This window comes from Dyadobacter sp. HNCC25DJ184 (assembly GCF_056895215.1).
Map to the genome: position 1 here is coordinate 1 of NZ_JBXHAQ010000028.1, position 19,262 is coordinate 19,262.

A 19,262-nucleotide genomic window follows, 5' to 3' on the forward strand; every position below is an offset into this window, starting at 1 on the left:
TCTTATCCCTCCATATGGACCTTGGTCAGAATTATTCTCAACCAGATTCTATGCGAGGAAATGATTCCAAAACCCAGCGGCTAGCATTTCCTGACATGAAACACACAGTGTAAGAAGAGCTGCAATAAAGAACTTTTAAATAAACTGGCGGAATTTACTAATTATTCAGAATCAGTGAGATTTCGAATACATTGGCTTTAAATGAATTAGTTACTCTTTCAGACACAATCTTCGTTTTTTGATACCCATTTTAGCTCGATATAATGTAACTGAAAATAAGCGACAATTATTCTACAATGCATCATGGTCCGTTTTGTTAACCTTTGAACGATAGGTAATATTAACCTTGCCAAATGTACCAATATTTGGTACATTTGTTTTGGGTACATTAATGATGGTTGAACTTATGAAAAGAAACACGTCCATTACAGTCGGTCCGCATTTTGAGTCTTTTATTCAAAATCAAATTGAACGCGGTCGTTATGCATCCACTAGTGAAGTGGTTCGGGCTGGCCTTCGATTGCTGGAGCAAGAAGAAGAAAAACTAATGATATTGAGGCAAGCCTTGATTGAGGGGGAGAAAAGCGGTTTTGTAGAGAATTTTGATCCGCAGGATTTTAAAGCCAGATTGAAGCAACGGAAACTGGGATAGCATGACCAGGTACGAAATAACAAAGCGCGCAGCTCAAGATATTGAAGATATTTGGGATTACACAGTTTCGGAATGGTCAGTAAATCAGGCTGAAAAATACACAGATGGATTATTCTGGTGCTTTGATTCCATTGCTGATGGCCGCATAGAAGGAAAGCCGGTAGATCAGGTCCGGGCGGGCTACAAAAAAGCTTCTTACGGCAAGCATCTTATCTTTTTTCGTATTGGAGCTAGTAGTGTGGTTGAAATTATCCGCGTGTTACATTCTAGTATGGACATAGGAGATCGTTTACGTGACGAACACTGAGCGGGCAAAAAACTATCCAATCGTTTTTTGAGACTGGTTTTAGTTTTAAAGACTTTGTAGAGCCAAATTATGATACTAACCCGGTTTACGGATTTTAGTATACCAGTCATCAATGGGGGTAGAATAATGACCTATCCATGTTCTTTTGATATCTACCCTATCATACCAGACATCACTAAATATGTATATGTGCGATTGATTATTTTTTCCTGAATTTGCGTGAAGCACATCTTTGCCGTCTTTGATAGTTGCTTCGAACCAAAACTCAGTTCCACCAGTTGTTTTTAATGAATCTTTTTTTCTACTTGGGCTTTGTTTTACCAATTTATATACGGCCTCGAACGAGTTTTTATGGAAGAGCTCTTTTGCCATTATGAATGTGTTTTGTTTTTAGAGACAAATATTAATCTCTACTTGCGATAGGATAAAGGCCGATTCCATTACAAAACCTTACTAGGTCAATAACCTTATCTCCAATTTCTGGTTTTACCTCATTTTGAATTTGCAGTAAAAAACTAACACAACCTAATAGTAATTCACTGCTAGTCGAAGAATATTTAAAGCGTTCCTTTAATTGGTCCGCTAATTCTGGGGAATTTGAACCCAAATCCAAAATTATAGATTCAATCTCTACCAAATAGTCCATATCTTATATATAACGATCATTGGCCTGTGAGCTCAGATATTTCATTTAGCGCCTATCAAAAATAAAAATGTATTCCCGTTTTACGATTCAAAGCTTCAACGAATAGAACCTTTATAGCTTGTGCAGTTTTCACTACATTCTTATCGCTAAAATTATCAAAAACGTCACTGTTAACCACCTTTTTGATCATTGCCGGGTCCGTAATACTTTCGTTCTCAAAATCGTCAATTATGGAACCTATCAATTTATTTATTGCATCGAAAAAACCTAGTGCCAATAATTGCTCAAAAACGTGATTGGTTAAAATTACTTCAATTAAGTCCTCTGGATGGTTTTCATCATGGTCAAGCCGATTTAACGCAGCAAGGTCTTTCGGGACGCAAATCGTTTTCATTTATCTTCGTTTTTTGAGATTATTTAAATAGGTCAGAGTGCGTTCCCGTTCTTACCAATTCAAGTAGCATAAGTTTTTCGCTTTCATCCCAAATCAACAATAAGTCCGGTTTAATATGACATTCCCAATAACCACTATATTCTCCTTTCAATTTGTGAGGCTTGTGCTTTTGATCCAATCCCTTAGCACCGTGTATTGCAAGTTCGTTAACGAAATCTTGCAATAACTTAAAGTCAACGACACTACGTTTTTTAAGCAATTTCAAATCTTTGAGAAATTTATTAGAAGTAACTACTTGAAACATGTTCAGATACTTTCAAATAATTCATCTACATTATTGAATTTCAATCCTTTCCCCTCTTTAAGCTCCTTCATCGCTTTAATTGTTTCCTCGTTTGGAACTCTATCTTCCGATATAATTTTACCGTGTATCTTACTTAAAAACTCCTTAAAAAAAGAAGTTTCTTCTTCGGGCAGCTCAATTGTTAGCGTTATCATCATCTATGTGGTTTTTTTATAAACAAATATAACCCTTTTGGGCTATTAAAACAATCGAGATTTAAATATTTTTTATCTCAATTTTCTTTCCCATCAAGTTCAAAACTTCCTCAATTTCAGAAACTTTGGCAAGAAGTCTTGCCTTATCCCTGGTTGAATGCTCTACTCGCTTTTCACGCAGCCTGGCCAACTCAAATGGTGTAATGCCTTCTATAACTTTTGTTATCTCTCCCATCAACGTTTTTTCAATATTAATGCTTTTAGTTCCGTATCGTTATGCTGCTCAATGAGTTTCAAATATCTATAATAAGTAGCTCTACTCAGCCCCATTGGGATATAAACTTTCTCTGGTTCATAATCGGGAGCCTTAATAAGACCTCTTATAATGGTTAACTTCCCAATAGTATCAGCTTTCAGCCCTTTCGGTCTACCCCCAAGACGGCCTCTAGCCTTTGCAGCTTGCAACCCTGCAGTTGTTCGTTCTCTGATTAACTCTCTTTCATACTCTGCCAAGGATGCCATTATATTTAGGAATAATCGACCATTTGAGGTTGACGTATCCACCCCATCAGTTAGACCTTTTACTATTACCTTCATATCGTTGAACCGCAAAACCAGATCAATGATATTTTTTAAACTACGCCCTAGCCTATCTAATTTCCAAACTACTATTACATCTCCTTCTCGAAGATGGTTAATCATTACATTTAACTCTGGCCGCTCTTTGATGGCTCCCGAAATTTTCTCTTTGTAAATTTTTTCACAACCTGCATTTTTTAACGCTTCAATTTGAAGATCTAAATTTTGATCCTTTGTAGAAACTCTGGCGTAACCTATTATCATATTTGTCTCACAAACTCATGTATACTCAAATGTATTGAACTTAGATTAATGATACAAGTTATTGAGACGTGAAGATTAAAAAATAAAAGGCGTAACCGGCCCCAAGTCTCAATCTCATAAATCCTCCCTTTTTTTGGACTTAAAGTTACGTTTTGAAAGACAAGGTAGCAGCGTCGGCTTTCGTGCCGAAATAAATATTTTCAATTCTATTTATTCCATTATCCGATAGTTTGCAGCTGTCTAAATTGCTGCTTAGGATTTGTTTTGCAGTAGATAAGTCTGCTGCTTCGATAATACCATCCTTATTCAATAACAGCAGGAAGGGTACTGATGAAATCTTGAATTGCTGAACAATTGGACCCTGCCAACCCCTTAAGTCGGAAAGTTGTTGCCAAGTAAGTTTGTCTTTTGTAATCGCTTGAAGCCAATCTTGTTTGTCTTCGTCAAGGGAGACGCTCACAATCTGAACTTTACTCTGATCAGTAGTCTTGTTAAGCGCGACCAAATCTTTATTCTTGATCCTGCAAGGTCCACACCACGACGCCCAAAAACTTATTAATGTGTATTTCTTTTCCTGGCTTAGCATAATCCTCGGTATACCAGATTAGTGATCCTACCAATAACTGTAAACTGTTTAGACTGTGCAAACAGGCTTTCAATCGTTGCAAGACAAAGAAGAAGGAAACCGGCTCTCATGTTTTTATAATTATATCCTGTAACAATCTACATACTTTTTCATTCTTTACAAGGTCATTTTAGGTGCCGCAAACAACCCTATATTATTATGAAATGATGGTTGGGATGCTGGCTGGCAACATTATTCTGGTTGCTTTATTCCCATATATCAACAGAACAGTAGTTTACCTGAGATCAAGCCGACTTTCACCGGTCTGGTCTCAGGTATTGGCAGAAATTACATGTTTTCAACAATTACATGAAACCCCTGATGTTATGCCACTAATTAATCTCAAGGTACTTTCAGCTTTTTTTGCTGGGTGCTGACGCGAATATGCTATAACCTGCTTGCGAAAAACAAGAGATCATGATATCGAGGAAGAGTGAATTGCCTGAGACATTCGGCCGAGCGTGTATGCACCAATAGCCATCGCTAAGTCACGCACGGCCACATCCAGGTAGCTGCCACTGACAAGCAAACTTAGTGCGATCAATACGAGCCACGCAGAAACCAGATAAGCCCACTTTCTAGCATCAACAAATACTAAAATTCCGGCTACAATCTCTATAACTCCCACGATCATCATAAAAAGCTGTGGATTAACAGGCAACATGCCGGCCAGGGCTGGGTTAAGATAATGGGACCAGTCGGTCAATAAGTTGGTGAATTTGTCTGCCCCGGCGACGATAGGAATAAGACCGTAGGTAAGTTTGAGTATTACCTGAACGTCTTTGAATGTGTTAATTGATCTGCTCTCCATTGTTATTTCAAATTTGTTTTAATCTTAGAGATGGGGAAAACCAAAACGTTACAAATTTATTTTCCACAACGATGTAACCTTTTACAAGGCTGTTTCTCTAACAGTAAATCAAAACAAATTCACTATGAGAAATTCAAACAAACTGACTTGTCTTGTCCTGGTATTTACTTCACTGGTTTGCTCTAACGCTGACGCTCAGACAAATCCAAGCCTTACAGATCCCGAGGTGTCCTCCGTGGCGGTTGTGGCAAACCAGATCGATATTGGCTATGCGGAAATTGCCGAGAAGAAATCAAAAAATACCGAAGTACTGAAATTTGCGGAAACGATGAAACGCGACCATACTACGGTGATAGCCCAGGCTACCGCTCTTGCAAAAAAACTGGGTGTCACACCAAAAGATAACGATGTCAGCAAGAAGCTGTTGAAAGATGCCGCTGCCACAAGGAAAATGCTAACTGAGAAGTCTGCAAAAGATTTCGATAAAGCGTATATTGATAACGAAGTAACATATCATAAGGCTGTTATCAATGCAGTAGAAAATCTGTTGATTCCTGAAACAGATAATGCAGAACTGAAACAACTCCTGCAAGATGTAGTACCGGCTTTAAAAGCTCATTTGGGACATGCAGAGATGGTTCAAAAAAATCATAAATAATGAATCGTTTATATATAGCATTGGCCGCAACATTATCATTGTGCACAAGTTTTGTCTTATCGGGTATGCAGCGCGAATTCGTACATAAAATAACCGAGACGCCCGTTGTCAGAACTCATACCGTCGAAATCAAACAAATGGCATTTAGTCCTGTTAATATAATTGTTCAAAAAGGCGATCGGATAACATTTGTAAACCACGACCTGGTTACCCATGACATCACGGAGGCAAAAAAAGCCTGGTGGTCAGCTCCTTTACCTGTCGGACAATCATGGTCTGTGACAGTTACTCGGAGTGCCGCATATTATTGTTCAATACACCCGGTCATGAGAGGGAAAATTACCGTAAAATGACACACAATCCCCGCCAGGGCCTGCAGCCTTACAGTATCGCGGCAGGTTCTGGCAACATTAAAACCTTGACTGAAGAAAAATAAGATCAAAAGATAAAGATATAGGTTCTGATCGTGTAACCTTTTCTGAGTCAGATATTCCGATAGTGCAAGAAATAATTTTGTTAAAAATGAGATACTCTGGTCAAGCTTTGCCTATTACCCTTACCGATGAAGAAATAGTTTCAAGGATACTAAACGGCGAAAAAAATCTGTATGAAATTCTGATCCGTAAGTTCAATTTACGGTTGTTTCGGATCAGCATGTCCATCGTAAATGACACTATGGAGGCAGAAGATATTATGCAGACCACCTATCTGAACGCGTATCTCCAGCTGCCCAACTTCCAAGGCAAATCCAGTTTCAGTACCTGGCTCACAAGGATCGCTATTAACGAGAGCCTACTACATAAAAAAAAGAAACTAAGGTCAGAGCAGTTCCTGGCCCTACACGCAGGCAGTGAATTCCACAATGAAACGCCATTGAAAGGACTTATGAACAAGGAATTAAAAACCCTGCTTGAAAAGGCGGTCTACAACCTGCCGGAAAAATACAGACTTGTATTTGTTATGCGTGAAATACAGGAAATCAGTATTCAGGAAACCATGGAAATTCTTGATCTGGCAGAATCCAATGTTAAAGTACGCCTTAACAGGGCCAAGGAAATGCTACGCAGCGAACTAAGTAGCTACTATAAATCGAGCCAGCTTTTCGACTTTAATCTGATCCGATGTGATAAGATCGCAAACGCAGTTCTTGACAAAATCCATCAGTACTGACTTAGCATTCTTTTGATTTAAAGCCCCCCCACAGGCAATCCGCTTGGCACAGAAGTGGGTACGGTCTTGTCAAAAGAATCATCATTGAGGGTATTCAAAAATTCCACGATACGGGAAATATCCTTAAAGTTCACTTCCATGTGCGTCGCCAGCGTATCCATCTGTGCCGTTTTCACTTTTGGATTCATTATCTTACCGCCTGCAACATCTTCATAAAATAGCAACACCTGGTCGAGTGTTTTAAACTTCCCGCTATGCATATAAGGGCTCGTATACCGAAGATTCCGCAGTGAAGGCGTGCGAAAGGCATACGCGTCATTAATGCTGGCATCGCTTTCCCTCCTGTTATCTGTGTCAGGTACCCCCAGCGTATGCAACTTATAGTCGGAGAACATAGGTCCGGAATGGCATTTTGCACAGCCTGTAACCAAAAATGAATTCAGGCCGTCCTTTTCACTGGAAGACAAAGCATTACTATCTCCCCGCATATACTGATCAAACCTGGTATTAGTCGCGGTCAGGGTCCGCTCGTAGGCCGCAATCGCTCTGGATAAATTGACCTGATTTACCGGTTCTGATTCACCGGAAAAAGCTTTGGAAAACAACTTTGTATAAGCCGGAATTTTTCGGATCCGTGCAATGACCTCATCAAGTATCTGATCCTCGTGATAGGCATTACCCCGCATTTCTTCCAGCGTTTTAATGGGCTCTAATACCTGCAACTCCAGACTCTTCACCCTTAAATCCCAGAACATCGGAGCTGTTTCAGGATCATAAACCTCGTCAAATTTTAGTCCATTAAACGCGGTATTCAAGATACTTTGTGAATTTCGTTTTACGAATGGGATATCATTGGACGCAATAAACCTTCTTTTACTGCCGCTCCCTTTACCATTGACGCCGATAGACGTTTCCATAAATTCAGCATAATTGAACTCCGGCTGATGACATGTCGCGCAGGAAACATCTTTATTTCCCGAAAGTATAGGATCGAAGAACAGCAGCCTGCCCAGGTTCACCTTTTCAGCACTCGAAGGATTGTCCTTCGGATGCGTTACGTACAACGGAAGTGCACCCAGATCAGCGATGGTTTCTATGTTTGCAGTGTCTTTCACACGCAAAGAACCTTGATCGTTTCCACAGCTCGAGCACAGTAGTCCTATGAAGACAAACAATGAAATATTATACATACTTTCAAATTTTTCCATACATCTGACAGACCTTCCCTACCCCTAAAAAAAGGCTTTTAAAAGGTGATATTACCATGATAGGGGGCATTAGTTGGATCTGATTAATTTTACACGACTGCTTTGGCTGGTTGCTGCATGGAGATCGATCTATCTAAATACCCCTTCAACACCAATGCATGGTTATACTTTTCATCTTTCGCTGCATACAAAAGCGACACCTTTTTGTGGATCTTAATCAAATCCAGCAGCTCAGTAGCTACTTTTCCGTTCCTTTTGAGCTGAAAGTTATAATCTTCCACAAACTCAACCCACCTCTCCGGGTCATGATTAAACCATTTTCGCAATTCAGTCGAAGGGGCAATCTCCCGAAGCCAGAGATCCACACCTGCTTCACTTTTTTTTAATCCCCGAGGCCACAAACGGTCTACCAGGATCCTGAATCCATCGTCTTTACTACCCGGTTCATAAATCCGTTTAAAGTTTATTTCAATATGAGGCTCTTCGTGATGATCAGCAGCCATTTCAATCTGTTGGTTTAAAATATAATCTCAGTAATTTTCATCTTAAAAAATGAAAACGGAACAAGTCTTACCATTTGTAATCTTAGCTGACAGCCAAATCCTTTTCCAATATTATCGCCTTTGGAAAAAGGATGTTATTTTCAAGATGTATGTGTTTATGAAGGTCTCTTTCAAAGTCTTCCAACATTGAAAACGATAATTTATACCTGCTGCAGGCATCAATCGGCGGCGTGTAATTACTACTTAATCTCGCAATAGTTCGTAACCTTTCCCCTTCGTTCTCATGATCCTGCATCATTACCTCGATCGGATTCTGGATTGTTCCATACGTTTGAGCCGGGATACTTTCTTTTTTTTGTCGAGAACTGACCATCTTCTTGATAACGGGGAAAATCATAAATTCTTCGCGTTTCATGTGAACGGTCAATTCATGGGAAACATCCCGGAAAAGGTCCCGTATTTCCAGTAGCTCAGGATGATTTGTCCCATGTACAGTGCATATTTTATTGAGATTGGCCAGCAGCTGCGGCATCATTTCTTCTGCATACTTATGATGTTTTAATTCAATATATTCTGCGAGCGAATCAAGATCCCAGGCGTTATAATCTGATTCGGAATCTGCAGCGAGGCCAAGGAACAAAGCAATTTCTTTTATTACAGCGTCCGGATCTACGCCTTTATTCGCGCAAGCGTCCGCAAGAACAACGTCTCCATTACAACAAAAATCAATATTATATTTTTGGAAAACAGCTGCCGTTTTCCAGTTTTGGGCTACAATCGCGCCAACAGTCTCAATACTCAGATTGCTCATCACTTAGTTTTAAAAATTTGAATAACATTTAGATTACCTGCAACTGATTTCATAAAATTACCCGCGAAGGATCGCCTTGATAGTACTTTATCTTATATTCAAACATCTCCGCCATTTTACCCGCCCTGTATTTAGCCTCCTCTGCTTTTTCCCCCGTGAACAATTCATCAACGGTCTCTACAAACATATCCATCCATTTTTCGAAATGAACATGATCTATCTGAAGCATAGCATGTGGCGTAAATGGACTTCCGTAATAAGTATGCTCTTTCAAAAGAACGGTCTGCCAGAATTTATACATTTTCTCCATGTGCTGTGGCCACAGGTTGTCTATTCGCTCATTAAAAACGGGCGACAGTAGCTCGTCTTTCCTGACTTTGTCATAAAAAGTATTTACCAAAAGCCTGATATCTTCCAGGCAGAGTATTTCTTGTTTCGTTGCCATATTAGCTGTTAGCGAGTTCCAAATATCTGATCAGGTAATAGATGGCCCAACCCGAAAACCCGATAAGCAGGATCCATATCCAGGCCGGGATACTTTGTGGTGTTTCACTTCCTGTGATCAGAAACCTTTTCTGATCTCCTTTACCATACGCGTTGATCATCAGTGGAACAACCCCGTCAACAACCGCATTTTCATGGATGCCTTCGATGGCAATGGCAGGCCCATTTTTGACTTCGAAAGGGATAATCCGTATCCCTTCTTTGCCTGTCGGGTCTTTACTGATAATCTTGAGGGTGTGTTTGCCGTCTACCATTTTGCGCGTATCCAACTCAAAATTAACAGGAGAGATAAACTCGGCTATCGGCGTTGGCTCCTCATCCAGAAAAAGTATGACTGTGCTTTTATCTTCCATATTACTGTTGATTTACTATAAGCCGCTTGATATGATCATTCGATTGCTCTCCCGGCCGGATCAGGAATTTTACTGAGAAGAAAAGCGTAAGCAGGACAATAACCCCGATAACCGAAACAATCATATAATCCCAATCACTTTCTGGCCCCTGTCCGTGCGTAATACCGCGCAAAATTTTCGGTTGCTGCGCCTCACACACCGGGCAAGCTGTGGCCGAAAGGCGCATCAGAATAAAAACGAGTAGCAAAAGGCTCTTTTTCATGTCCTCAATCTTTTAGTTTGAAATTCAAAAAATTCCTGTTCAGCTTTTTAAGTCTGAGAATGATTTCCAAATGGTTATCCGGTTCGGGGTGATTCGCGAACGCATTGAATACAATTCCTTTTACACCATACTTACGGGAAGAAATCGCAAATACAATCAGCTCTTCTTCTGATGCCCCGTTTCCATCGAAATGATGTACTTCATCCACGAGAAAATCATGCGGCGGCAAATTGACCGAATTCTCATGATGCCTGAATTTGCTGCTGGGTTCGTAAAAACTAAAATTGGCTGAATAGCCCCGCTCCAAAAGATCGTTTACTGCGTCATTGAACGTTTCATAACTGTTTTTCATGGGTCAGGATTCTTATTGAATGGGCATTTGGTTTACTGATTTCATTAATTTTTCTACTTCCTCTGCTGAAACTTTACGCGCGTTATTGCCCCAGCTGCTACGTTCATGATTCATAATGGCAGCGATCTCTTCGGGTTTGAGATTGCTATTGGCGCCTACCGCCGGCATCGCCCCGTACTCCTCCCTTGCATCATATCCTTTCATAATTATACTGACCATCAAAACGGGATCCTTATCAAGGACCACCGGACTACCCTTCAAGGGGGGAAAAGCTCCCTTGAGTCCTTCTCCATTTGCCTGATGACAAGCCTGGCAATGCGTGGCGTACAGGAATTTCCCATCCGGACCGCTCTCACCCAAAGCCGCCGTCCCATTCTCCGGCTGCAAAACCTCCTGCTTCGGATACAAAAAATCAGGAGATGTACTGCCGTCCGGCAATTTGGTTTGCTTAAGTGATTGCAGGTACGCGACCAGCGCAAGTGCTTCTGGTGTGGCAACCAAAGTTCCGGCATGTTTTCTGAACGCATCCGGGACATTGACAATGATATCTTCCTTCCCCGGCTCAGGTTTGTTTTCAAACAACCATGGATAAGCAGGCATTATAGACTCTTTGACGACAATACGCGGATTGTATAAATGAACCAGATTCCATTCCTTACTTGGCTGTCTGCTCCCGATCGATGTCAAATCCGGTCCGGTACGCTCCGTTCCCATGAGTGTGGCCGTATTGCGCCAGAAATCCGTACGGCGGTTGGATGCATAGTCGGCTGCAATTCCCGGACGCTCTCCCCAAACTTTATCCATATCAATATTCCGGACCTGCTGGGTGTGGCATGCAACACAACCATTGGCGACAAACAACGCCTTGCCTTTTACCGCTTCTTCACTAAGCTCCAATGCACCCGGAAGCGACGCATTGTTGCGCTCGTTGTTTATAGCCGGAATCACCGCGACAAAAACAGTCAGAAACGCAAAAAGTAAAAAAGCCGCCCCGAATAGTTTCTTATGATTATCAAAAAATTCCATGTTTTTAGAGCCAGGTTAGGGAAGTGAATTGATTGTTTTCAGTTTTTCAAAAGCTGCTTCCTTTACATCAACAATATCGCTGGTAATCAGCATTTTATACAGATTATAAGCGAAAAACAGGTGCGATAACCACATCAGACTTCCGCCGATCGCCCGCCAAAGCCAGAATGGAGCCATAAAAATGACACTGTCAATGAAGGGCTTACCTTCCACCCACATCAATCCGCGAAGCGTACTGCCGTACATCAGAGGAACCGTGTAAAACAGCAAGCCGATCAAAGCAAGCCAAAAATGTGCCCCTACCGTCACCTGCGGTGGTTCCTGACCAGTGAGCCGCGGCATGACTGCATAAATACCTGCCCATAGAAAAAAGCAGATGATACCATACATGGTTAAATGGGAATGCGCTACGGTGAAATCTGTGAAGTGCCATAACAAATTGGTTGAGCGGAATGCCTCTGCGGTTCCTTGCATGGACCCGGTAAAGTAAAAAAGGATCCCGGTCAGGAAAAACGGCAGCGTGTAACTGTCGGTGATTTTATACCACACACCTTTAAAAGTCAGAAGAAAATTGGTTGTACCAGCCACCACCGGTATAATCATCCCGACGCTACCAACAATCGCTACCGTCTGGAGCCACCAGGGAATGGAACTGAATACAAAATGATGGGTACCAATCAGTGTGTAAAACAGGATCTGAGTCCAGAAAGCCAGTATGCCCAAACTGTACGAATAAATTGGTTTGTTGAGTTGCTGCGGCAAAAAATAGTACACGATACCCAGCGTAAACAGCATAAACCACATGCCCACGCCCTGGTGCATGTAGTAACCTTGTATAATGGTTTCGCCCAAACCGTTTTGCCAAACAGGTATATAGGCTACCACGGAAATAACGATGCCAAAAATGATAGCAGACACGATGTACCAATTGGAAATGTATATTTCTTTGGTGGTCCGGTTGCCGATGGTTTTAAAAAAATTAATGAGTGTCAGCAAGAGTGCTAGTCCAAAAAGCAGCATCACCGGCCAGATGTATTCACGGTACTCCCCGCCCCCATTGTTAATTCCGGCCATCAAACAAATCGATCCAACAAAAACGGACGTGTTGATCAGAATCAAGGTATACCAGCCCATCCTGAAACTGAATAAAACGGTGTTGCTCACCCTGGGCACTACATAATAACCAAGTCCCAGCATGGCCAGCGAGGCCCATCCCCAGAAAACAGCATTGGTATGCACCGGACGTAACCGCCCGAAACTTAGCCAGCTGAATTGATCTACATCAGGTGCCACGAATTTTATCCCGACATACTCCCCTACCGTGGTCCCAAACAAAAGCCAGAAAGTGGCAGTCCCAATGAACCAGATTACCAGCTGCGAAAGTTGCGGATCCACTTTCGGACGCACATGCGCTTTTCTTTTTCGTGCAACAAAAGGCAGTGACGCTTCATGCTCAACCTGATTGATCAGTCCTTTGCGGTCATCCGCTGTGAGCGCTCCTCCAAGCTCATTGTGGCTCAGTTCATAGTCGAGGGCGTCCTTTCGTTTTTCAAGAGCCAGGGTGAGATCATCATCCTTTAGCGTATTTAAAAAACCAGCGAGGCGTTCTGCTTCTTCTAAATTCTGGTTATTCCGGTACTTTCTTAGACTACCGGCTATTTTGAAGATCAAAAAAACGCAACCCGCCAAAATCGGGATCAAAAGAAGAACAAGGGTGATCTGTATACCACTCTGGCTCAGCAATGTGTCCGAAGTAGGCAGCTTGGTTTGTCCAAATGCCCGAATAGAGGTTAAGTTTAGTGCGAACATGACCAGAACAAGCAGATTTCGCTTTTCAATGGTCTTTTGCCTTCGAAGAAATATCGCAATTTGATCGCTGCGAAGATTACTCAAGTAGTGGACATAGTCATTTTGCCCGACCTCTACCTTGCTTTTCAGATAATTCTTAACAATATCTCTTGTTAAAACCGCAATGATCAGCACACCCACGGCGATAATTAGCGTCACTAACGTCAACCCCAGGATAATACCCTGTTCGGCTGGTTTTCCTGCTGCGTGCAATGGATTCCAAATACCAGAGCTGAATAGCAATAAACTCAATATCAAATATTTAAAACAAGATTTCATATTGTATATATTAAGACCTTAATATCCTTAATTATTCAAATTTTTATATTTCTTTAATGAAACTCAACCCCATATTGATACTTTCATTAAACTCTCCGATGGTGGCAAACTGCAGTGTTACGTTCATTTTTTCTCCTAATTTCCTTGAACTCATGATGAAGCGGTCAAGGTTTTGTCTCCGAGCAGATTTCTAGTGCTAACCCACAACCCTTAAATATTTTATCTCCATCTACCGCACTGCCAATGTCTGCTTTCGTGACACTCCATCAATGTAAAAGCTGCCATTCGGCCCTTTGCTGGATTGTATCAATTCGCGCTTACCCAGGCCCTGGAGAATTTTGGCAATAAATTGCTCCGGCGAATATATTCCGGCCGCTATTTCCTTGATACCAACCTTTCTCACTCCCTCTGACATCTAAACCACAAAAATTACAGCAAGTACTACATTCACACGTTTTTGAAAAAAGACATCTACACTTGCTTTATTCACAAATGTATTCTCAAAAACCGGCAAATAAAAGAGTTTTTACTCTTTTATTTGCTTCGCACCATTTTTAACACTTTCACCGCACAACGATCTTCTTTCTTATCAGGTAGTCCCCGAAACTTTCCAGGTGAAATCGTTCTGTCCAGCAAAAATGTTTTCAAGTGGGATAAGTCCTACTCTACTTTCGGCGCGAATGCTTCCTACACACAGGTCAACAGAAACGCAGCCAATAACGACGAGATCCTGGCATTCTCCCATCTGAACTCCGCTATGCCGCGCAGCTGCCGTTTCGGTCGGTCGACCAATAAAGTTTTCGGATTACTAGTTTTTGCGTAAAAACCACTTCAAAGCCGCGACTCTTTCACATTTGACAATTGCAGGCAATTCACAATCAGAATCATATTAGATCAGTTTATCTTGCTCAAACGGCTCCAACAAATCCCATTGATTGCCATACAAATCTTTAAAAACAGCTACAGTGCCATATATTTCTTGTTTAGGCGATCTTATAAATTCAATATTTTTGGCAAGCATTCTTTGATAATCTCTCCAAAAATTATCTGTGTAAAGAAATAAAAACACTCTGCCTCCGGTTTGATTCCCAATACTCATACGCTGTTCTAATGACGCTGCTTTTGCCAGAAGAAGCGAACATCCGTTTGTTCCAGGTGGAGAGACAATGACCCAACGTTTTTGATCATTTAATCTGGTATCCTCGAGTAATACGAAATCCAGTTTCTGTGTGTAGAACTCTATTGCCTCGTCATAATCTCGAACAACCAGTGTGATATGAGCTATTTTTTGTTTCATAGGTTTTGATACCTGAGTGTTTTGTTGTTTATACTTTCGAAAAGGGAGATTTAACGCAATATCTACAATCGCCCAAAATTTATGGCCAATACCTGCAAAGCCTTCTAAAGCATCATACAAAACTAATGCATTAGTTAATAATCGTAAATTTCCACACGATTGTAACGTAACCTTTAAAGCCGCCTGGATCCGGGCGGCTTTAGAGGTACAAAATCAATTATCTACAACAGTCGCTGAGACTCAAGGATAAAAAAATAAGGCACCAAAATATCTTTAAAACTATTTTGCTACTTTAGGCAACATAAAGTTGTTGCTGTGAATAACAAGAGAAAATACTCCGCTAATGCCCATCTCGTACATTCCCGATTGGAGATGATCAGAGCAGATATCGTTGTCAAGATTAGTGAGAAAATGTGGGAGCAGACGCCAAAAACTCAAAACGTTTGTTTTGATAACAGTTGGTTAATCAGGAAGGTGTGCGAATCAATTGAAAGGGACTTCAATATTAAAGTCTCTGATCGCGACAGAATGGATGGTATGGAGCTATTTCTATGCAGCCAAAAGTCCACACCGAGAAAAGAAACGGATCGCTACCAAGTCCAGCAATTCACCGAGTCCGGCTGGGTGGATGTGACACAGGAGCCCGGAAATAACCTCAATAAAACGAAGCTCAATTTTCAGGAAGCTTGTGCCCTCTACAATTACGTCAGCTCAGGAAAGGCCGAATTTTTTACTATCGTAAAATGCTAGTCAATTTGATTTAAAGGCATTAACTACTAATATTTTAAGCCTTCATGAAAAAGAAGTATACAATTTATGCCCATGCCATACACAGTCGCATCCAAATGATTCGCGATAAGATCTTGTATGAAAAAGGAATGACCGCCCGAGACCTGGTAGTGCGCAACAAAAAATATTTTGAACTGGCGATTGACTCAGTCATGAAACAGCACGAGCTGATCCACCCGCATATCGACGATACCTTCGACGCGGCCACAATGTTCTTGATATCAGTAGGCATTGAGCCAGTTCTTGAGCATTCCGTCGATGATAGTGCACCTTTCAGAGTATGGACACCCGAAGGGGTAATGATCGAACATCCTGACGGGAGCAGATCCCCGGAAAAATAATCATAACAGATTTAGTTGCCCATTGTCATCCTTGAGATCGTCGTCTGTGGAAGCTCCGATTGGTACCGCTACCTCCGGAACGTTTGAATTAACCTTGGTGCTGAATACGCCGTCCTTCACTCTATATGCCAGAAGCTTGTAGTCATAGTCATAAGGTGCCATTATTCCCAGCATGTCATCCTTGGTCAATTTCGGATCAAACCAGTCGTCCAACGTTTCTTCTTCGAGGATAAAAGGAGCACGTTCGCCGTCGTTATGCACCCAGGCAAGTAACGGACTAGCATCAACAGTTATGATAGAAACAGTATTAACGCCTCGATAATTGTTATAAATCCCCCCGAGCATGATCATCTCTCCGTCTCGACGCTTGATATACCAGCTTTGGTTTTTATTGCTAGGGTCAGAAAGATTCTCGTAATGAGGTTCAAAAAATCCGGTCGCATATACAACGCACCGATTGCCCCAATAGGCTCTATAGGAAGGCTTGTCCCATAATTCATGTGCTTTTGCGTTTAGCGTATTTGCCCTCCATTTTTCAGGCTCGTCCACCCAGCCGGGAATCAGACCCCATTGAAAGGAATCAATGACACCCGGATTCTCAATCCCCCTGGTCGGAATAAAGGGTTTTTCAAAACCATTATACATGTATTTTCTGGACACGCGATGCATATTGGTTTCGGGAAGACCGAACATTGCCAATTGCTTCGAATCCGTTGTAATGTAGTAGCACATAACTCTCATATTTATGACTAAAATAATGAGAATTTTTCACATAACTTCCTATCATTCAATACGAAAAATGACATGAACCGTAGATTACAAAGGTGTTTCTGTATGCATTGTAATCAGCTTTAAAGTGAAGTGACCTTTCGCCAGATGCCTACTATCCAAGGATTTGACTATTTTAACACAACATCAGTAATTTTGATTCGAAAAAGACCGTTCGTAAAACGAGCCGTCTTCCCCATATGATTTCTCAGGGGCAGCACATCTCTCTTCATATTCTGGCTAAAAGAAATTGCGAACCTGCCTTCCACTATACCGGATGCCTTATCGAACTTTGTTACCTTAATCCAGCCAGGTTTTAACCCACTATATTCATACTCGTTGAGAAGACCTCCAGAATTACCTATGTACGAAAGACTGGCAAATTCATTGTCAAAATGGCGGCGCTTATCGAGCTTTGAGATTTTGGAGCGTCCTTTTCTTAAAGGTATATTAAAGATAGCTAAAGCCTGGGTTCTGGTACATTCGAAGTCCACACAACCATTTTCGGTATTTGGATTAGGTTCGTCGCCCAGTCCGGCAACATCGATGTCGGTGTACACAAGCAAATTGAATTCTCGAACATCATTTGGGTTTTGCTCACGTTTTTTTAGGCGCAACACTTTGCCGGTGCCATACCAGACTGTGTCATTAAGAACACTAGTCACATTAAAGACACTATTTTCAGGAAGTCTTGGTTGCCTAACGCATCCTGAAAATATAACAGCTATAATGGCCCATTGACAAAAATATTTCATTTTAGTATCAGTGTTTTACAAGATAAGCACCATGAAAACTTTAACTACTCATTTAGTTGATTCGTAAAATCTTGTCTGAATTAAGCTAAATAAAAGATCGCCCTCTCAGGGGCGGTCTTTTATTCAAGAAGCGATGAGCAACGTTCCCCAGCTTTTCATTACTTTCATTAATCGTTTTTCTCTGATCCGCCCGTAGTTTTTTAAATACCTGGTGGACGTCAGTCCCAAACATGCCGCCACGTCGTCTGCAGACATTAACATTTCGTTGAGAGCGAGGTCACAAAAGGTTTTTCGGGCGACTTTGGTTGTGAGCAGTAAAGGTATTTTGCAATACATTGCAATCAGTTTAAGAGTGCCATTTCGTTTCTGATTACTTTTCACAGGTAGCTTTTTCAGGTCACCTCCATAGATATTAAGGATCTTCACTGCAGGTTCGAGTAGCTTTATCGTAAATGGTTTTTTTGACTTTTTGCGTTTGCCTTTTAAAAAAATACTTCCCCTGTATTCCTCAATGTAAAACTCCTTACGAGTATAATCAACGTGGTGCATACCGGTGAAACAGTTGAAAACAAATGCGTGCCGCTCCTCGCTGAGCACGTCAGCAGAAAGCTGACTGATTAGGCCTTCTGTAACCAGCTTGTCAAAGTCATATTTAAGTAAACGATCCAGCTGAAAAATCGAGAGGTGTGTTGTATCGATGTAGTCCTCGGAATCCGCTTTACCTGGAAGATTTTCTTTTAGACAGGCCAATGCCGGAGACATTTTTTTACCTATCCCCCATTTTAATATACGTTTGGCAAAAGAACAAACCTTCCGAGCAAACCGCTGACCGGATCGCTCAGTATCTGCCATGAAATCAAACAGGTCAGAAAAGAAGGTTTCTTTCAATTTAATTGGCCGGTCGACCCCGATACTGGCCAAGTAGTCCTTAATGTGGCGTAGATAATTTTCGTTGATCGAATAAGTAGCCGGCTAGAGTGTTTTTGGAATTACCATTTTAGAACGGTGCAGCATAAAAGCGCTGAATATCTCATCGGTTGAATAGATAAACTTCTTTCTATCAAGGTAATACTCCTTCACCATCGCCGGAGATACATGTTCATAGCGACTGCACAGTACATCAAAAAGCCGTGACAAGTTCACGGATGTTTCGTTCAGGATTTTGTTTGCTTTTACTGCACGTGTGGTGGATCCCAGGATCACCTGGCTTGCAGCATTCCATGCGCTTTTCTTACAAGTCGCTTTTGTCGCACCGATTTCGATGTATTCCTGGTCAATAGTGATGCGGCATTGGATGGTCCCCAGAGGATCATCTTCTTTAATTTGATTCCTTGCTTCTGACTTACGAAACCAGAATAAGATTTTCATAGACGTTAATTGGTGAATCACGATTTTCTGAAGAGGTGGAAAAAGTCTTTACCTTTTGCCGTAACCCGGGAAAAAGTGCCGTAACCGATGCCGTAACCTGAAAAAAATGCGTGAATGGATGGGCGTAAAAACAAGAAAACCACATAGTTGACTATGTGGCTCCCAGTGAATTTCGGTCATTCTCAAAGTATCTG

The 19,262-nt window shown here is 41.4% G+C and carries 31 protein-coding genes; 8 read left to right on the forward strand and 23 right to left on the reverse strand.

Annotated features, from left to right (window positions below; all coding sequences use genetic code 11):
- The first annotated feature begins 406 nt into the window (after positions 1–406).
- Positions 407–652, forward strand: coding sequence for a type II toxin-antitoxin system ParD family antitoxin (locus tag AC1XUD_RS26095; protein WP_483363994.1), 246 nt, complete (start codon positions 407–409; stop codon positions 650–652).
- A 1-nt stretch (position 653) separates the two neighbouring features.
- Complete coding sequence (locus tag AC1XUD_RS26100) at positions 654–959, forward strand: type II toxin-antitoxin system RelE/ParE family toxin (RefSeq protein ID WP_483363995.1); 306 nt, start codon at positions 654–656, stop codon at positions 957–959.
- A 75-nt stretch (positions 960–1,034) separates the two neighbouring features.
- On the opposite strand, the gene AC1XUD_RS26105 is transcribed toward AC1XUD_RS26100, so the two are convergent.
- The 8 genes from AC1XUD_RS26105 to AC1XUD_RS26140 form a co-directional block, all read right to left on the reverse strand.
- Positions 1,035–1,331, reverse strand: a complete 297-nt coding sequence (locus AC1XUD_RS26105) for a hypothetical protein (RefSeq protein ID WP_483363996.1) — start codon at positions 1,329–1,331, stop codon at positions 1,035–1,037.
- A gap of 329 nt (positions 1,332–1,660) precedes the next feature.
- A complete protein-coding gene (locus AC1XUD_RS26110) occupies positions 1,661–1,999 on the reverse strand; it encodes a hypothetical protein (protein WP_483363997.1) in 339 nt (112 codons plus the stop codon).
- Positions 2,000–2,018: 19 nt separating this feature from the next.
- A complete protein-coding gene (locus AC1XUD_RS26115; protein WP_483363998.1) occupies positions 2,019–2,303 on the reverse strand; it encodes a type II toxin-antitoxin system YafQ family toxin in 285 nt (94 codons plus the stop codon).
- Positions 2,304–2,305: 2 nt separating this feature from the next.
- Positions 2,306–2,500, reverse strand: coding sequence for a hypothetical protein (locus tag AC1XUD_RS26120; RefSeq protein ID WP_483363999.1), 195 nt, complete (start codon positions 2,498–2,500; stop codon positions 2,306–2,308).
- A gap of 58 nt (positions 2,501–2,558) precedes the next feature.
- Positions 2,559–2,732, reverse strand: a complete 174-nt coding sequence (locus tag AC1XUD_RS26125) for a hypothetical protein (RefSeq protein WP_483364000.1) — start codon at positions 2,730–2,732, stop codon at positions 2,559–2,561.
- A complete protein-coding gene (locus AC1XUD_RS26130) occupies positions 2,732–3,340 on the reverse strand; it encodes a recombinase family protein (protein WP_483364001.1) in 609 nt (202 codons plus the stop codon). The genes AC1XUD_RS26125 and AC1XUD_RS26130 overlap by 1 nt, the downstream gene beginning before the upstream one ends.
- 145 nt (positions 3,341–3,485) lie before the next feature.
- Positions 3,486–3,926 carry a TlpA family protein disulfide reductase gene (locus AC1XUD_RS26135; protein WP_483364002.1) on the reverse strand — a complete coding sequence of 147 codons (441 nt, stop codon included), beginning with the start codon at positions 3,924–3,926 and terminating at the stop codon, positions 3,486–3,488.
- Between the two features lie 454 nt (positions 3,927–4,380).
- The gene (locus AC1XUD_RS26140) at positions 4,381–4,776 is read right to left on the reverse strand and encodes a hypothetical protein (RefSeq protein ID WP_483364003.1); all 396 of its coding nucleotides are present in this window, start codon (positions 4,774–4,776) and stop codon (positions 4,381–4,383) included.
- A 124-nt stretch (positions 4,777–4,900) separates the two neighbouring features.
- Here AC1XUD_RS26140 and AC1XUD_RS26145 point away from each other — a divergent pair, with 124 nt between their 5' ends.
- The 3 genes from AC1XUD_RS26145 to AC1XUD_RS26155 all read left to right on the forward strand — a co-directional run bounded on the left by AC1XUD_RS26145 (position 4,901) and on the right by AC1XUD_RS26155 (position 6,604).
- A complete protein-coding gene (locus AC1XUD_RS26145; protein ID WP_483364004.1) occupies positions 4,901–5,434 on the forward strand; it encodes a DUF4142 domain-containing protein in 534 nt (177 codons plus the stop codon).
- On the forward strand, positions 5,434–5,787 hold the full coding sequence (locus AC1XUD_RS26150) for a plastocyanin/azurin family copper-binding protein (protein ID WP_483364005.1): 354 nt from the start codon (positions 5,434–5,436) through the stop codon (positions 5,785–5,787). Before AC1XUD_RS26145 ends, AC1XUD_RS26150 begins: the two co-directional genes overlap by 1 nt.
- A 169-nt stretch (positions 5,788–5,956) precedes the next feature.
- The gene (locus AC1XUD_RS26155; RefSeq protein ID WP_483364006.1) at positions 5,957–6,604 is read left to right on the forward strand and encodes a sigma-70 family RNA polymerase sigma factor; all 648 of its coding nucleotides are present in this window, start codon (positions 5,957–5,959) and stop codon (positions 6,602–6,604) included.
- A 17-nt stretch (positions 6,605–6,621) separates the two neighbouring features.
- On the opposite strand, the gene AC1XUD_RS26160 is transcribed toward AC1XUD_RS26155, so the two are convergent.
- From AC1XUD_RS26160 to AC1XUD_RS26205, 10 genes are all read right to left on the reverse strand, one after another.
- Positions 6,622–7,794 (reverse strand): cytochrome-c peroxidase, encoded by a 1,173-nt coding sequence (locus tag AC1XUD_RS26160; RefSeq protein ID WP_483364007.1) that lies wholly within the window; start codon positions 7,792–7,794, stop codon positions 6,622–6,624.
- Positions 7,795–7,901: 107 nt separating this feature from the next.
- Positions 7,902–8,315, reverse strand: coding sequence for a DUF488 domain-containing protein (locus AC1XUD_RS26165; protein ID WP_483364008.1), 414 nt, complete (start codon positions 8,313–8,315; stop codon positions 7,902–7,904).
- 82 nt (positions 8,316–8,397) lie between these two features.
- The gene (gene ric, locus AC1XUD_RS26170) at positions 8,398–9,126 is read right to left on the reverse strand and encodes an iron-sulfur cluster repair di-iron protein (protein WP_483364009.1); all 729 of its coding nucleotides are present in this window, start codon (positions 9,124–9,126) and stop codon (positions 8,398–8,400) included.
- A gap of 49 nt (positions 9,127–9,175) precedes the next feature.
- Complete coding sequence (locus AC1XUD_RS26175) at positions 9,176–9,571, reverse strand: group III truncated hemoglobin (RefSeq protein ID WP_483364010.1); 396 nt, start codon at positions 9,569–9,571, stop codon at positions 9,176–9,178.
- Position 9,572: 1 nt separating this feature from the next.
- Positions 9,573–9,983, reverse strand: a complete 411-nt coding sequence (locus AC1XUD_RS26180) for a cytochrome C (RefSeq protein ID WP_483364011.1) — start codon at positions 9,981–9,983, stop codon at positions 9,573–9,575.
- Position 9,984: 1 nt separating this feature from the next.
- Positions 9,985–10,245 (reverse strand): hypothetical protein, encoded by a 261-nt coding sequence (locus AC1XUD_RS26185; protein ID WP_483364012.1) that lies wholly within the window; start codon positions 10,243–10,245, stop codon positions 9,985–9,987.
- Between the two features lie 4 nt (positions 10,246–10,249).
- On the reverse strand, positions 10,250–10,597 hold the full coding sequence (locus AC1XUD_RS26190; protein WP_483364013.1) for a hypothetical protein: 348 nt from the start codon (positions 10,595–10,597) through the stop codon (positions 10,250–10,252).
- A gap of 12 nt (positions 10,598–10,609) precedes the next feature.
- A complete protein-coding gene (locus AC1XUD_RS26195; protein WP_483364014.1) occupies positions 10,610–11,623 on the reverse strand; it encodes a cbb3-type cytochrome c oxidase subunit II in 1,014 nt (337 codons plus the stop codon).
- 15 nt (positions 11,624–11,638) lie between these two features.
- Positions 11,639–13,750, reverse strand: a complete 2,112-nt coding sequence (locus AC1XUD_RS26200; protein WP_483364015.1) for a cbb3-type cytochrome c oxidase subunit I — start codon at positions 13,748–13,750, stop codon at positions 11,639–11,641.
- 229 nt (positions 13,751–13,979) lie between these two features.
- Entirely contained in the window at positions 13,980–14,165 is a 186-nt protein-coding gene (locus AC1XUD_RS26205; RefSeq protein ID WP_483364016.1) for a hypothetical protein, read from the reverse strand.
- Positions 14,166–14,207: 42 nt separating this feature from the next.
- Between AC1XUD_RS26205 and AC1XUD_RS26210 the strand changes: the two genes are divergently transcribed.
- Positions 14,208–14,573, forward strand: a complete 366-nt coding sequence (locus AC1XUD_RS26210; RefSeq protein WP_483364017.1) for a hypothetical protein — start codon at positions 14,208–14,210, stop codon at positions 14,571–14,573.
- 66 nt (positions 14,574–14,639) lie between these two features.
- Here the strand turns inward: AC1XUD_RS26210 and AC1XUD_RS26215 are convergent, their stop codons facing one another.
- A complete protein-coding gene (locus AC1XUD_RS26215; RefSeq protein ID WP_483364018.1) occupies positions 14,640–15,167 on the reverse strand; it encodes a VOC family protein in 528 nt (175 codons plus the stop codon).
- A gap of 195 nt (positions 15,168–15,362) precedes the next feature.
- On the opposite strand from AC1XUD_RS26215, the gene AC1XUD_RS26220 reads away from it, so the two are divergent.
- Positions 15,363–15,797, forward strand: a complete 435-nt coding sequence (locus tag AC1XUD_RS26220; protein WP_483364019.1) for a hypothetical protein — start codon at positions 15,363–15,365, stop codon at positions 15,795–15,797.
- A gap of 44 nt (positions 15,798–15,841) precedes the next feature.
- Positions 15,842–16,177, forward strand: coding sequence for a hypothetical protein (locus AC1XUD_RS26225; RefSeq protein WP_483364020.1), 336 nt, complete (start codon positions 15,842–15,844; stop codon positions 16,175–16,177).
- Here AC1XUD_RS26225 and AC1XUD_RS26230 read toward each other — a convergent pair whose 3' ends face one another.
- From AC1XUD_RS26230 to AC1XUD_RS26245, 4 genes are all read right to left on the reverse strand, one after another.
- Positions 16,178–16,909 (reverse strand): SOS response-associated peptidase, encoded by a 732-nt coding sequence (locus tag AC1XUD_RS26230; protein ID WP_483364021.1) that lies wholly within the window; start codon positions 16,907–16,909, stop codon positions 16,178–16,180. It abuts the gene before it with no gap.
- A gap of 167 nt (positions 16,910–17,076) precedes the next feature.
- Entirely contained in the window at positions 17,077–17,700 is a 624-nt protein-coding gene (locus AC1XUD_RS26235) for a hypothetical protein (protein WP_483364022.1), read from the reverse strand.
- Positions 17,701–17,823: 123 nt separating this feature from the next.
- Positions 17,824–18,552: a site-specific integrase gene (locus AC1XUD_RS26240; protein WP_483364023.1), complete on the reverse strand. Its 729-nt coding sequence runs from the start codon at positions 18,550–18,552 to the stop codon at positions 17,824–17,826.
- A 120-nt stretch (positions 18,553–18,672) separates the two neighbouring features.
- On the reverse strand, positions 18,673–19,068 hold the full coding sequence (locus AC1XUD_RS26245; RefSeq protein ID WP_483364024.1) for a hypothetical protein: 396 nt from the start codon (positions 19,066–19,068) through the stop codon (positions 18,673–18,675).
- Between the last annotated feature and the right edge of the window lie 194 nt (positions 19,069–19,262).